Source organism: Nostocoides sp. (assembly GCF_037045025.1).
Classification (GTDB): Bacteria; Actinomycetota; Actinomycetes; order Actinomycetales; family Dermatophilaceae; genus Nostocoides_A.
The window spans coordinates 564,397-577,466 of record NZ_JBAOHM010000015.1 but is presented as its reverse complement, the minus strand read 5'-3'; the positions used below and the strand labels follow the sequence as shown (position 1 = coordinate 577,466).

The 13,070-nt window shown below is 70.2% G+C and carries 10 protein-coding genes; 9 read left to right on the top strand and 1 reads right to left on the bottom strand.

Features of this window, described 5'->3' with window-relative positions:
* Positions 1–8: 8 nt before the first annotated feature.
* From V9G19_RS21835 to V9G19_RS21810, 6 genes are all read left to right on the top strand, one after another.
* Positions 9–1,010, top strand: coding sequence for a magnesium transporter CorA family protein (locus V9G19_RS21835; RefSeq protein ID WP_462287497.1), 1,002 nt, complete (start codon positions 9–11; stop codon positions 1,008–1,010).
* 40 nt (positions 1,011–1,050) lie between these two features.
* Positions 1,051–2,835: a signal peptide peptidase SppA gene (gene sppA / locus V9G19_RS21830; protein WP_462287496.1), complete on the top strand. Its 1,785-nt coding sequence runs from the start codon at positions 1,051–1,053 to the stop codon at positions 2,833–2,835.
* 36 nt (positions 2,836–2,871) lie between these two features.
* On the top strand, positions 2,872–3,477 hold the full coding sequence (locus V9G19_RS21825; protein WP_462287495.1) for a hypothetical protein: 606 nt from the start codon (positions 2,872–2,874) through the stop codon (positions 3,475–3,477).
* A 787-nt stretch (positions 3,478–4,264) separates the two neighbouring features.
* On the top strand, positions 4,265–7,021 hold the full coding sequence (locus V9G19_RS21820) for an HNH endonuclease signature motif containing protein (RefSeq protein ID WP_462287494.1): 2,757 nt from the start codon (positions 4,265–4,267) through the stop codon (positions 7,019–7,021).
* Positions 7,022–7,302: 281 nt separating this feature from the next.
* On the top strand, positions 7,303–9,468 hold the full coding sequence (helR, locus tag V9G19_RS21815) for an RNA polymerase recycling motor ATPase HelR (protein WP_462287493.1): 2,166 nt from the start codon (positions 7,303–7,305) through the stop codon (positions 9,466–9,468).
* A gap of 68 nt (positions 9,469–9,536) precedes the next feature.
* Complete coding sequence (locus tag V9G19_RS21810; protein WP_462287492.1) at positions 9,537–10,181, top strand: LysE family translocator; 645 nt, start codon at positions 9,537–9,539, stop codon at positions 10,179–10,181.
* Between the two features lie 3 nt (positions 10,182–10,184).
* Here V9G19_RS21810 and V9G19_RS21805 read toward each other — a convergent pair whose 3' ends face one another.
* Complete coding sequence (locus V9G19_RS21805; RefSeq protein WP_462287491.1) at positions 10,185–10,787, bottom strand: NADPH-dependent FMN reductase; 603 nt, start codon at positions 10,785–10,787, stop codon at positions 10,185–10,187.
* Here V9G19_RS21805 and V9G19_RS21800 point away from each other — a divergent pair.
* The 3 genes from V9G19_RS21800 to V9G19_RS21790 all read left to right on the top strand — a co-directional run bounded on the left by V9G19_RS21800 (position 10,759) and on the right by V9G19_RS21790 (position 13,069).
* A complete protein-coding gene (locus tag V9G19_RS21800; RefSeq protein WP_462287629.1) occupies positions 10,759–11,355 on the top strand; it encodes a hypothetical protein in 597 nt (198 codons plus the stop codon). The genes V9G19_RS21805 and V9G19_RS21800 overlap by 29 nt on opposite strands.
* A gap of 92 nt (positions 11,356–11,447) precedes the next feature.
* Entirely contained in the window at positions 11,448–11,831 is a 384-nt protein-coding gene (locus tag V9G19_RS21795) for a YciI family protein (RefSeq protein WP_462287490.1), read from the top strand.
* Positions 11,828–13,069 carry an RNA polymerase sigma factor gene (locus V9G19_RS21790; protein WP_462287489.1) on the top strand — a complete coding sequence of 414 codons (1,242 nt, stop codon included), beginning with the start codon at positions 11,828–11,830 and terminating at the stop codon, positions 13,067–13,069. Before V9G19_RS21795 ends, V9G19_RS21790 begins: the two co-directional genes overlap by 4 nt.
* The last annotated feature ends 1 nt before the right edge of the window (position 13,070 follow it).

Below are 13,070 nucleotides of genomic sequence, written 5' to 3'. Positions count from 1 at the left end.
TGGGAGGCATGGCATTGCCCGATTGCGTGAACCGCGGCCTGGCCTGGCGCGACGGTCAACTCATCGACGACGACCTCAGCGCCGAGGAACTGTCAACGGTTGCTCAGGTCGAGGGGACGGTCGCGTGGGTCGACCTGCTGCGCCCGAGCCGAGGGGACCTTGCCGAACTGGCCACGAAGCTCGATCTGGCGCCGACGACGATCGAGGATGTCGTCGAACCACATGAGCGGCCCAAGGTCACCCGCCACGGCCAGACGCTGTTCTTCACCGTCTATGCCACGTCCCTGCATGCGGACGACTCGAGCCCGGGGATCGGTCGGTTGGCGACCCACCGTCTCTCCGGGCTCGTGCTGCCCCATCTGCTCGTGACCATCCGCCTCGACGGCGGCTTCGACTTCGCGCCCGTGGCCTCCCGGTGGGAGGAGAACGCCGACCTGCTGCGCTCCGGCGTCGGGGCGCTGCTGCACGGCCTGCTCGACACGATCGTCGACGGCCACTTCGAGACCATCCAACTGCTCGATGACGAGATCGAGGACCTCGAGGACGAGCTGTTCAGCGCCGGCCCGGTGGATGGCGCTTTCGTGCAGCGGGTTTATCGTTTCCGCAAGGATCTCGTTGGACTGCGCCGCGTGGTCCTACCGATGCGCGAGGTGGTCAATGCCCTGGTGCGCCACCGCGACCGGGACGGCACGGACCTCGATCATTGGTATGACGATCTCTACGATCACGTGCTGCGTGCCGCGGAGTGGACCGAGTCGCTGCGTGACCTGGTCTCCACGGTGTTTGAAGCCAATCTCTCGCTGCAGGACTCCCGGCTCAACGTCATCATGAAAAAGCTGGCCGGGTGGGGTGCGATCATCGCCATCCCGACGGCCGTGACCGGCTGGTTCGGCCAGAACATCCCGTATCCCGGGTTCGCCTCGCCGCTCGGGCTCTGGCTCAGCATCGCGTTGATCGTGGTCCTGTCCGGCGGCCTCTATCTGATGTTTCGTCACCTGCGCTGGCTATGAGCACAGCGCGCCCCGCGAGGGCCTCGTTTAAGCTCGACCGGTGAAGCTCCCCAAATCGGCGCGAACCATGCTCCGCCGCACTCCGATCGGCCCGCTGGGGGTTGCCGGTGGTCCCGTCCTGCTCGAAATCGACATCGCGCGGGGGGTGCAGGAGGCGCCGGCAGCGAGCCCGGTCGAGGTGGTCCGGGCGCGGCATACGCCGATCCTGCGGACGCTGGTGGAGCACCTGCGCAAGGCGACCACGGACACCGATGTGGCGGGCCTGATCGCCGGCATCGGGCCTGGTGCCTTGACCGTGTCGCAGTCGGAGGAGTTGCGGTCAGCGGTTCAGGATTTCCGCGCCGCCGGCAAGGTGGCGATTGCCTGGAGCCCGAGCTTCGGGGAGATGAGCGCCGGCACGACTGGGTATCACCTGGCGACGGCGTTCGACGAGATCTGGTTGCAACCGAGCGGGGGACTCGGACTGGTCGGGTATCACGCCGAGGCGCCCTTTGCCCGGGGTGCGCTCGAGAGGCTCGGCGTCGAGCCGCAAATGAGCCGCCGCCACGAATATAAGAGCGCAACAGAGATTTTCGACCGCCACGAGATGTCGGAGCCCAATGCCGAGATGACGCAGCGGCTGCTCGACTCGATCACCGAATCGGTCGTGGCCGACATTGCTGGTGGGCGGGGGATCGAGGAAGCCGCAGTCCGGTCGGCGATCGACGCCGGTCCGTTGACCGCCGATGAGGCGTTGGCGCGCAACCTGATCGACCACATTGGCTATCGCGATGGAGCGTATGCCGCTGCGCAAGAACGGATCGGTGCTGCCGAGCCGACGCTAAGATTCGTGGAGCGGCACGGCAGCAATCGGATCGAGTCGCTCGTCGGCGACGTGGTTCGGATGCCTGTCGGCGTAGGTGGCAAGCAGGTGATCGGCGTCATCCAAGCCTCCGGGCCCATCCTGCTCGGGCGTGGCGGGTCGGGCTTGTCCGCCGGGCCGGTGGTCGCATCGGAGCAGCTCGGCGCGGCCCTGCGCTCGGCCGGCCGGGACGACAATGTCCGGGCGGTCGTCCTGCGGATCGACAGCCCGGGCGGCTCCAATGTCGCGTCCGACGCGATCCGGCGCGAGATCCAGCTGGTGCGGCGGCGCAAGCCGGTGATCGCGTCGATGGCCTCGGTGGCGGCGTCGGGCGGCTACTACCTCGCGATGCCGTGCACGGCGATCGTCGCCAACGCCACGACGATCACGGGTTCGATCGGGGTGCTGGCGGGCAAGCAGGTCCTGCGAGGCGGCTTGGAGCGGATCGGGATCAACCGCGCGACGCTGGCGAGCGGTCCATACGCGGCGATGTTCTCCTCCAACCAGGGTTTCAGCGAGGCGGAGTGGGCCCTGCTCGATCGCTGGCTCGATGAGGTGTATGCCGGTTTCACCGCCAAGGCGGCCGCCGACCGCAGCCTGCCGGTCGAGGATCTGCGGGCGGTGGCGCGTGGCCGGGTGTGGAGCGGCGCCGATGCCGCCGAGCGCGGTCTGGTCGACCAGCTCGGTGGATTCGAGGCCGCGTTGGCGGAGGCGTGTCGGCGCAGCGGCGTGGGGGTCGAGGACGTGAGCGTGCGCGCCATACCCAAGCCGAGCCCGCTGCAGCTGCTCAAGCCGATGGACAGCACGGACGCGGTCGAAGCGACGGCCGGTTTTGGTGGCGGGCATGAGGGCATTCTTGGGGGCGTCGCCGAGGGACCGGCCGTGTGGCGGGCGCTGCTCGCGTCCGTCCGGGAGATTGTCGGCCTGCCGTATGCCGGCGTCTTGAGCCTCCCGCCGATCCGGATCGCCGATGTGCTCCCGTGAGGATTTACCCTGGAGGCGACGCTTCGGAGGTGACGGATGGCCGGCATCGGCGGCTTCGCACGGGATGAGTCCGGATTCACGCACGGGCGCGCGGCTACCGAGGAGGTGTGGTTGCCGCTGGCCCGGGAGGCGTTGTCCCGAGTCGCCGGCGCACCCCACGCGGTGGTCACCCAGGCGGACTTCGCCGAGGAGATCCAGGCGCGCAGCGGCATCCGGGCCAATGGCGCGTTGTCCAAGTGGCTCGGTCACTTCCTGGAGCGGATGGCGCGCGAGGGGCGCGCGAACGGGGACCCGCCATTGCCCGCGCTGGTCGTGGCGGACGACAACGGGAAGGTTGGGCCGGCATACGACGCGGTCTTGCTGGCGCTCGGTCTGGCGCCGGCCGACACCGGCCGCGAGCGGGAAAGACTGGCCGCCGAGCACCGGATCGAGTGCTATCGCTGGGCCGGTGCGCCAACCCCGGCGGGCGGGTGGGCACCGCGCCAGTCCCTGCGCTCTGGCCGCGAGCGCAGCCCACGTCGCACGAGCAACACCCGGTCGGTCGCTGCGGCCCGCGCGTCCGCCCCGCCCGAACCGGCCGCCACGTGTCCGACCTGCTTCATGCAGCTCCCGGCGACCGGGGTGTGCGACTACTGCGCCTGAGCGCTCGCTTCGCGGGGACTCGACGAGTTGGTGAATGACGAGTTCGTGAATGACGCGCTGCTGAACCGCCAGGCGCGCACGTGGCGGCGAGTCGCGCACGTGGCGGCGAGGTGCGCACGTGGCGGCGAGGCGCGCAGGTGGCAGCCAGTCGAGCACGTGGCAGCCAGTCGAGCAGGCGCAACTGTGCGACTTGCCGACCGCGTGTCCCCGGCAACCGGCGGGCTGGAGGAGGGCTACCGGCGGGTAGGTCCGGCAAAAGGTGCGTTGCAGCGCACGTTTTGCTGGATCTACCCGCTAGTAGGTGTCGTGGTGTTGTCCCGGGGCGGCGGATGACCGGCCCGGCGGGGTCGAGAGGAGCGTGTCGGTATGTTTTGTGGCGAGAACCGTGCCGACCGGGTCCTCTCGATTGGCGGGCCTGGGCAGCGACGGGGCTGGCGTTGGCCCTAGGTGCTGACCCGACTGGTGGTCCCGCTCCGGTGCGAACGACCGCCGGGTTGCGCCCCAGCTGACCGGCCGCCGCTTGGAGGTGGCCTCGCCGACGGCGGGCCGCGACCGGGGGTGGGGTTCCAGCGAGCGGACCGGGGCGTTTCGGGTGAGCGTCGGCGAACGAGCCGACGGCGATTCCCGCGGTGATCCGGGGTCGGTGAGTTGGATACGCCACTAGGCCGGATTCCGCTGTTGGCGAACAGAAAAACCTTCAGTAAGACCTTGCGCTCGAAATTTTGTCGGAGTAGGCTAGGGGCATACACAGGGGGTGTAGACCGGAGTGATTGCGGTTAGTGGGGGTATGGCGGGTGCCGGGTCGGGCGACCCGGCCATGGCAGCGCTGTGCGCGGGTCTTGCCGAGGTGGTGGCCTCGGCGTCCCAGGGGTGTGCCTCCCGGTCGCGGGCGGGCTGGCAGGCGCTGGTCGGGCAGTGCCAGGCCGCGATCAACACTTTGACCGCGGCGCAGGACGCGGCGATCGTGCGGCTGGTCGCGATCGAGGACGACTGGGACGAGGACGGGACCCTTTCGGAGCGGGTGATCGGGCTGGGCCGGGCGGTGTTGGACGGGGAAGACCTGGTCGCGCACGCGTTGACCGCGACCCGGGCGTTCGCCGCTCACCGGGTGGATGCGGCGTTGGCGATCGCCGGGGACCGGTTCACCCTGCACGAAGACTCCTGGGAGGACCCGCCGGGCGGGTTGCCGGACGAGCCGGTGCTCGGTGCCCCGCCGCAGCCGGCGTGCACCGGCCTGGGCGGGTTGCGGGCGGCGCAAGCGGCCGGGACCTTGGATGGTTACCGGGCCTCGGTGGTCGCCCAGGAGTTGGCTGAGGTTCCGCCTGATGTGGCGGCGGCGGTGGTCGCCGCGATCAGCGAGTACTTCCCGGGGGAGACGGCGCCGCAGTTGCGGCGGCGGGTCCGGCGGTTGTTGGCGTCGATTAGCCCGGAGTTCGTGCGTCAACGTGCCACCCGGGAGCGGGCCCGGGTGGGGGTGACCCGGCGGGCGGTCGGGGATGGGGTCGATGAGTGGATCGGCCGGTTCCCGTGTGAGGACGCTTTGGTGGCGTGGCAGGCGGTGGATGCGTTGGCCCACGCCTACCTGGCGGACAAGGTGTGCCCGACGATCGAGGCCGCCCGCGGCAAGGCGTTGACCGATCTGGTCTGCGGGAACGCGACCATCGACGTCTCCCTGGCCCTGGGCGTGCCCGCCACCGTCCTCGACCCCGACACCCCCGACACCCCCGACGACCCGGGCGACCCCGACACGGGCGATACCGGCGGCATGGGCGGCGGTGGCGACGACCACACTCCTGGTGACGACATTCCTGGTGACGACGACACCGACGAGCCACGCGCCGATCACCCCGGCTGTGACGACACCCACGGACCGGACGACGACGGCCCCAGCGGTCACGGTCTCGGCGGGCACGCTCCGGATGGTCGCGGTGACGGGCCCGGCGGGGCCGGACGCCCGGACGCTCCCGGCCGCGGCACCGACAATGTGGACGATCATGACGCCGGCACCCCGGACACTGGCAGCCGGGACACCGACACCGACAGCGACGACACCGACACCGACAGCGACGACACCGACACCGACGACGGCAGCGGCGACGACAGCGACGGTGACACCGACGACGAGAGCGACGACGGCGACACCCGCGATGACCTGGCGGGTCAGGGCCCAGGCACCGACGCGCACATCGACGAGGCGCAGCCGGCGCCGGGTGACCGCGACGCCGGCGAGGAACGGGCCGCGCGCGACCTGGCCGGCACCGCCTTCGCTCCCGCCGGCAGCGACACCGACGACACCGACGAGACCGGCGGTACTGGCTTCGCCGGCACCGGTGTGCGCGGCGCGGGCTGCCCGCCCCGCACGGCGGGTGGGGACCTAATCGAGATCGTGACCGGCACCGCGACCGCGCCCTGGCTGGTCACCCGCGCCTGGCTCGAAGCAATCGCCGCGACCGCCACGATCACCCGGGCTCCGTGCCACCCGGTCACCGGGGCCCTGCTCGATATCGGTGACCGGCTGGCCACCACCGCCTACCGCCCCGGCAAAGACCTGACCGCCCTGGTGCGCGCCCGGGACGGGCGCTGCCGCTTCCCCGGCTGCCCGATCGGGCTACGGTTTTGCGACCTCGACCACGTCCGCGCCTGGCCCACCGGCCCGACCGCCGCGAGCAACCTGATCTGCCTGTGCCGGCGCCACCACCGGATCAAACAACGCCCCGGCTGGCACGTCCGTTTGCACCCCGATGGGACGGTGACCTGGACCAGCCCCACCGCCACCGTTCAATCGAGCATGCCCATCGACCGCCTGCACACCATCGTCCTGCCCGACCCCGAACCAGATCCCGAACCAGATCCCCGGCCAGATCCTGGGCCGGGGACGGCGCGCACCGACTCGACCCTCCCGAGAGACGAAACCGCGACCGATCAGACAAACGCTGCCGCCGAGCCGCGGCCCGCCGAGACAACCGTTGCCGCCGAGACCACCGTTGCGGCCGAGAGAACCGTTCCCGCCGAGCCCGGGGCAAGCGATACCGAGACCACCGGCGCGCCCGCGGCGCCCACCGGCAGGACCACCACCCGCCACGCGGCTGCCGAACCCGGCCCACCGACCGGATCACCGCCCTCGAGTACCACCTCGAACACGCCATCGCCGACGCCCACACCGAGACCGCCGCCCCCCAGCGAACCCGAGAACACGCTCAGCTCACCCGCGACCTGGCCCGGCTCTACCCCGACGGCAACGGCGAGGCCACGGTCAGCACCGGCCGGCCCATCCGCAGCGACACCATCACCTGCCCCAACCACACCTACCCGCACCCGGTCCACATCGACATCCCCCGGCCCGACCCCACCGACGACGAACCTCCCTTCTGAGGTCAGGAATACACCGAGGGACAAGGCCAACTGCCAGACCCGCGGGGGCCGACCCGCAGAAGGTGAGGTATACCGCACCCCCTGCAGGTCGGGGTGGTGGAGCGCGAGAAGCACCTGGCAGACCTGTCCCCAGCAATTCTCACCGGCCCGCGCACATGCTCGATTTCGTTAGCTGTGGTGACCCCTCGGCGCAGGCACGGCGGGCAGCAGCGCGGCGGTGGCCCTGGCCTCGGTTTCGTCAGCCGTGGTGACCCCTCGGCGCAGTCCCGCCCACGATCCCACGACGTCCCCTCGCTATTCAATCTATACCGCCCGGGGGGCCTTGCGGCAAGGCCCCCCACCGGGGGCAGAATCCTCACTTCAGCAGCGTCGCCATGCCCATGCCGGTCTAGGAATCCACTGTGCAAGTGGGCCTTTCACCAGATCAACGGCAAGCGACTCAAAGGAGGCAGCATGTCAGACCCGATTCAGCCGGGGGGCCTTGAGGAGTTCTACGCCATCCCGTCGTCGCGAGCCCGCAAAGCCGATCCAGCTCTCATCGGGCCGGACCTCGCCCAGTTCAGCGCGATCGAGACCGGCATCCGGCTCGACCTGGCCAACCTCGACGAGGAACTAACCCGAGTCCGTCGCCGCCCCACCCGCATGGGTCAAGAAGCCCTCGACCGAGACGCAGCCGCCCGCAGGCTGGCCGCGCGGATCGACCTCCTCCGCAGGTATGGCGCCGACCTGTGCCTCGGACGCATCGTTCCGGCCGGCGAGGCGCCGGTCTACATCGGCCGCATCGGAATGCGCGGCCCGGACGGCAACCACCTCCTCCTCGACTGGCGAGCCCCCGCCGCGGAGCCCTTCTTTGCCGCGACGCTGGCCAACCCGTGCGGGTTGACCAGCCGACGCCGCTACCGCTGGTACGCCGGCCGGGTGATCGACTACTGGGACGAGGTGTTCGACCTCGACGCGGCGATCAACCCAGCGTCCCTGGACGACCAGTCGGCGTTCATCGCCACTCTGGGACAGGCGCGCACGCGCCGGATGCGCGATGTCCTCGGCACCATCGCAGCCGACCAGGACGCGGTGATCCGCGCGCCGGCACGAGGCGTGCTCGTCGTCGACGGGGGCCCTGGAACGGGGAAGACGGTCGTGGCGCTGCACCGGGCGGCATACCTGCTGTATGCCGATCCCAACCTCGCCGCCGGACGCGGCGGCGTGCTTTTCGTCGGGCCCAACCAGCACTTCCTGTCCTATGTCGAGGACGTGCTGCCCGGGTTGGGGGAGGACGGTGTGCGGATGTGCACGCTGTGCGACCTGGTCCCCGAAGGGGCCACCGCGCCGGACGAGCCCGATACCGAAGTGGCCCGGCTCAAGGCGAGCACCGTCCTGGTCGAGGCGATCGACGCCGCGGCACGCTTCTACGAGGAGCCGCCCACGAGCGGGCAACTGGTCGAGACCGAGTCGGAGGACCTGTGGATCAGCGCCGACGATTGGGCGGAGGCCGTTGCGGCCGTCGATCCGGCGGCCTCGCACAACGAGTCCCGCGAAGCCGTCTGGTCGACCCTGCTGGAGATCGTGCTCGACACCGCGAACGACGCGGACTCCGACGCTGAGGGCGAGACGGACGAGCGGCGACGCCGCCTGGCGGCGAGTCCTGCCATGCGCACCGCGGTCAACCGCGCGTGGCCCCTGCTGCAGCCGACGGATATCGCCGGGGATCTGTTAACGGTCCCGGCATTCCTGCGCCATTGCGCACCGGGGCTGACTCCCGCCCAGATTCGGACACTGACGCGGCTCGACCCCCTTGCCTGGACCGTGTCCGACCTGCCCTTGCTGGATGCGGCTCGGCGCCGCATCGGCGACCCCGACAGCGCCCGGCGCACCCGGCGGCGCGAGGCTGCGCTGGCCGCCCAGCGCCAGGAGATGGACGCGGTCGTCGACCATCTCGTCGCCGCCGACGACTCCGAGATGCAGGTGATGTCGATGCTCCGTGGGTTGGATCTGCGGGCCGCGCTAGTCGATCAGTCCGGGCACGAGGAAGCGCGCGACCCGCTGGCCGGGCCGTTCGGGCACATCGTCGTCGACGAGGCGCAGGAACTCACTGACGCCGAGTGGACGATGCTGTTGGCGCGGTGTCCCTCGCGTGACTTCACGGTCGTCGGCGACCGGGCGCAGGCGCGAGCGGGATTCACCGGGACGTGGCCGGCCAGGCTCGCCGCCGCCGGGCTCCCAGCGGCCCGGACCGCGAGGCTCACGGTGAACTACCGCACACCTGCCGAGGTTATGGCCGCGGCCGCCGCCGAGATCGTGACCGCCGTCCCGGACGCGCCGATCCCGACATCCGTGCGGCATACCAGCCGTGCCGTCCGCTACCGCACACGCGCGGAGTTGCCCGCGATCATCGCTGAGTGGCGGGCCGCGCACGCCGAGGGAACGGCCTGCGTCATCGCAGATGCGGACTTCGCCGGCGACGAGCGCGTGCTGTCCTTGACGCCGGTGAGCGCCAAGGGGCTGGAGTTCGATCTCGTCATCCTCGTCGAGCCCGCGGCACTGGGCGACGGGATCGCCGGCGCGGTCGACCGCTATGTGGCGATGACCCGCGCCACCGGGGAACTCGTCATCCTGCGGTAGCAGGCGGGGTCGGTCGGCTACCGTCGAAGCAAGCCTGACCACCGAACCCGTAGAGACGGACAACTGCCGTGATTCCCGGCATCACCACCGCGGGACTGCTCCAGCTCCTGGTCACCTCGATCGTCATCATCGTCGTGCCCGGACCCAGCGTGATGTTCCTCATCGGCCAGGCCCTCGGGGCAGGGCGGCGGCTCGCGCTGGTGAGCGTCCTCGGTCACACGGCCGGAATGGCGGTCACGGCACTCGTCATGACCGTCGGTGTGGGGACGGTGATATCCCGCTCGCCCACGGCCTTGACGGTGCTGCGCGTCGTCGGCGGGTCGGTGCTGGTCGCCATCGGTCTGCGATATCTGCGCTCTCGATGGGCTCACGTCGGGGAGCTCGATGCGGGGGCCGTCGCCCTGCCAGGGCGGCGCGTGCTGTGGAGCAGCGTCGCCGTGGGCCTGACCAATCCCAAGGGCGTGATCATGTATGGCGTTATCGTCCCGGGGTTCCTCGCGCCGCTCGGCGCCGGCGAGTCGGCGATTCCGGCGCTGCTGCTCTTGTGCTTCGTTCCCGTGCTTGTGGGCCTGGCGTGCGATTCGCTCTGGGTCGTGATCGCGTCGATGGCACGGGAGTGGTTCGGGTCTTCGCCGGCACGCACGGTGTGGCTGATGCGCGTCGGCGGGGTGCTCATCATCGCGCTCGGGGTCCTGGTCGCCGCGGGGATGTGACGGTCAATCCGGTAGCGCGGCGCGGACACTCTCCCAGAAGGCGTCGACAAGCTCGGCCATCCGCGGGGAGTGGAGAACTCCGTCAGTCCAGGGCAGGCACACCTCCTCGGCCCCCAACACGGACACCTGGAGGTAGCCGAGGATGCTGCGCGGGTGTGCCTGTGCCACCGCCGAGCCGGCACCGTTGAGGCCGGTGCCGGCGATGGCCGCACGGCATCCGGCGAAGGAGTCTCCCCAGGGGCGCGAGCCCCAATCGAGGGCGTTCTTCAGCGCTCCGGGGATCGACCGGTTGTATTCGGGAGTCACGAACAGCAGCTGGCGATGATCGACAAGAGCCTTCTTGAATGCCGTTGCGGCCGGTGGGAAGTCGGGATCGAGATCGTAGGAGTAGACGGGGAGGTCGGTGATGGGGATGGTGTCGAAGGCGAAGTCGCTCGGTGCGCGGCTCACCAAGTAGGCCGCGAGCCGGCGTTGATCGAGGCGTCGGCAACGCTGCCGACGATGAGCCCGAATCGAGTGGTCATAGGACTCGCGGGCCCCGCTGCTCGTCCTCGGCGACCCGGGCAGCCATCCGGAGGTGGACGGCGCGCCGGACGACGGGTTCATGATCCGGCGCCGGCCCTGGGTCCCGGTGGTTTATGACGAGGAGGGGCAGCGCCGGATGGTCGATGCGGTTCTCGACCGGCTACCGAAGGCGCTGGCGCACGTGCGCGGGCTCGACCTCGGCGAGCATGCTCGGCATACCTCCGTGGAGCGTCGCCTGGGGGATCTGCCCGCCGAGGCGCAAGCAGATATCACCGATCTGGTCGACCAGTTGGAGCTGGCCCTGTTGTTGACCAAACACGCCGGCTTCCGCGATCAGCGCGAAACCCGCCTGGCGACCACGCTCTACACCGAGCAGGATGCGCGGACGGATTCTCGGACAAGCTCGTTCGTGCGCTACCGCCCGAGCCGTTATGGAATCGCGCCCTATCTGTGGCTCACTGGGGCCGCCCCGAATGCCCGACCCGGTGCCGTGGGAACAATCACGAACTCGCCGCTGCCGGTGCGCGGGCTGGCGATCTCACCCTCCGCCAACGGCGCCGCCGCCGAGGCGTCCGTGGCGTCATTGCTCACCGCTTGTGGGTATGCCGACACACCCGTCCGCCGCTCGTCAATCCCCTTCCGTGACTGAGTTGTGTGCGGCTGTCGTATCGGGCCCATCCCATTCGTGGATGTGGTGTGCGTAGCCAAGCACCTAGTCGAACGACGAAGGAGAATTGACCAATGCCCAGGTATCTGCTGTCCGTCTTCCCCGCCGAGAACACCGAGTTCGGTCCCTACGACTCCAAGGAGGCCATGCTGCAGGCGTTCGCCGACACCGCGGTCTTCAACGACAAACTCCAGCGCGAGGGCTACTTCGTCTTCGCCGACGGGTTAGCCCCCTCATCGACCGCCACGACAGTAGATGGTCAGGGCGACACCCCGGTGTTCACCGACGGGCCCTACCTGGAGGCCAAGGAACACCTCGGCGGTTTCTGGGTCATCGAGGCGCCCGATCTGGATGTGGCCCTGGCGCTGGCGGCCGAGGGTTCGAGGGCGTGCCGGGGAGCGGTCGAGGTGCGGCCCTTCCAGACCGAAGAGTCGATCCGCGACATGCTGGAGCAGTGACCGAAACCGCTGCCGCAGAGGCGATCACCCGTGCCCACCACGAAGAGTGGGGGCGGGTGATCGCCGCTCTCGCCCGCCGATTCGGCGACCTCGACCTCGCCGAGGACGCTGCCGCTGAGGCGTTCGCGGCGGCGGTGGAGCGGTGGCCGCGGGACGGCATACCGCCAAATCCGGGCGGCTGGCTCGCCACAACCGCGGCCCGCAAGGCGATCGACCGCTTGCGTCGCGAGGCCCAGCGCAGCGCGAAATACGAGGCGGCCCAGATGTTGTATGACGACACTCCGGCCGAGCCGACCGGCCCAGTCACCGACGACCGGCTCCGGCTCGTCTTCACCTGCTGCCACCCGGCCTTGTCGATGGAGGCTCGCGTGGCCCTCACCCTGCGGCTGCTCGGCGGCCTGACCGTCGCCGAGATCGCGCGCGCCTTCTTTGTCCCCGAGACCACCATGGCCCAGCGGATCACCCGGGCCAAGGCCAAGATCAAGGCCGCGCACGTGCCCTACCGGGTTCCCTCGACGGACGACCTGCACCCGCGCCTCGCCGGAGTCCTCGCGGTGATCTTCCTCGTCTTCAACGAGGGCTACCTCGCCAGCGCCGGGAGCGAGGCGGTGCGGGTCGACCTCACCGACGAGGCGATCCGGCTGGGCCGAGTGCTGCGGTCCCTCCTCCCAGAGGACGGCGAGGTCGCCGGCCTGTTGGCGCTGATGGTGCTGACCGATGCCCGCCGCCCCGCACGGGTGTCTGCCAGTGGCGAGTTGGTGGTTCTCGCCGAGCAGGATCGCGGCGCCTGGGATCGTGTGTTGGTCGCCGAAGGCCACGCCCTGGTCAGAGAACGGCTTGATGTCGTCGCCGCCGGTGGCGCACCCCCGGGCCGCTTTCAGTTACTAGCCGCGATTAACGCGGTCCACACCTCGGCGCCCGCGGCTGCGGCGACCGACTGGTCGCAGATCATTGCGCTGTATGACCGCCTGGTCGCCCTCGACCCGTCTCCGATCGTGCGCCTCAACCGCGCAGTCGCCGTCGCCGAACGCGACGGTCCTCAGCTCGCTCTCGCCGAGGTCGATCGGCTCGCGGCCGCGTTGGACGGCTATCACGCCTACCACGCCACCCGGGCCGACCTGCTGCGGCGGCTGGGGCGAGCGGAGCAGGCGCGAGCGGCATACGACAGGGCGATTGGCTTGGCCGGCAATCCTGTCGAACGTGCCCACCTTGCCCGCCGGCGCGACGCGCTCTCCTGAA

Bases quoted from the DNA above. Each gene is read 5' to 3' on its own strand.
- V9G19_RS21820 (WP_462287494.1), top strand. From the start codon at position 4,265: ATGGCGGGTGCCGGGTCGGGCGACCCGGCCATGGCAGCGCTGTGCGCG.
- V9G19_RS21805 (WP_462287491.1), bottom strand. From the start codon at position 10,787: ATGAACCCGTCGTCCGGCGCGCCGTCCACCTCCGGATGGCTGCCCGGG.
- V9G19_RS21795 (WP_462287490.1), top strand. From the start codon at position 11,448: ATGCCCAGGTATCTGCTGTCCGTCTTCCCCGCCGAGAACACCGAGTTC.
- V9G19_RS21835 (WP_462287497.1), top strand. From the start codon at position 9: ATGGCATTGCCCGATTGCGTGAACCGCGGCCTGGCCTGGCGCGACGGT.
- helR (WP_462287493.1), top strand. From the start codon at position 7,303: ATGTCAGACCCGATTCAGCCGGGGGGCCTTGAGGAGTTCTACGCCATC.
- V9G19_RS21825 (WP_462287495.1), top strand. From the start codon at position 2,872: ATGGCCGGCATCGGCGGCTTCGCACGGGATGAGTCCGGATTCACGCAC.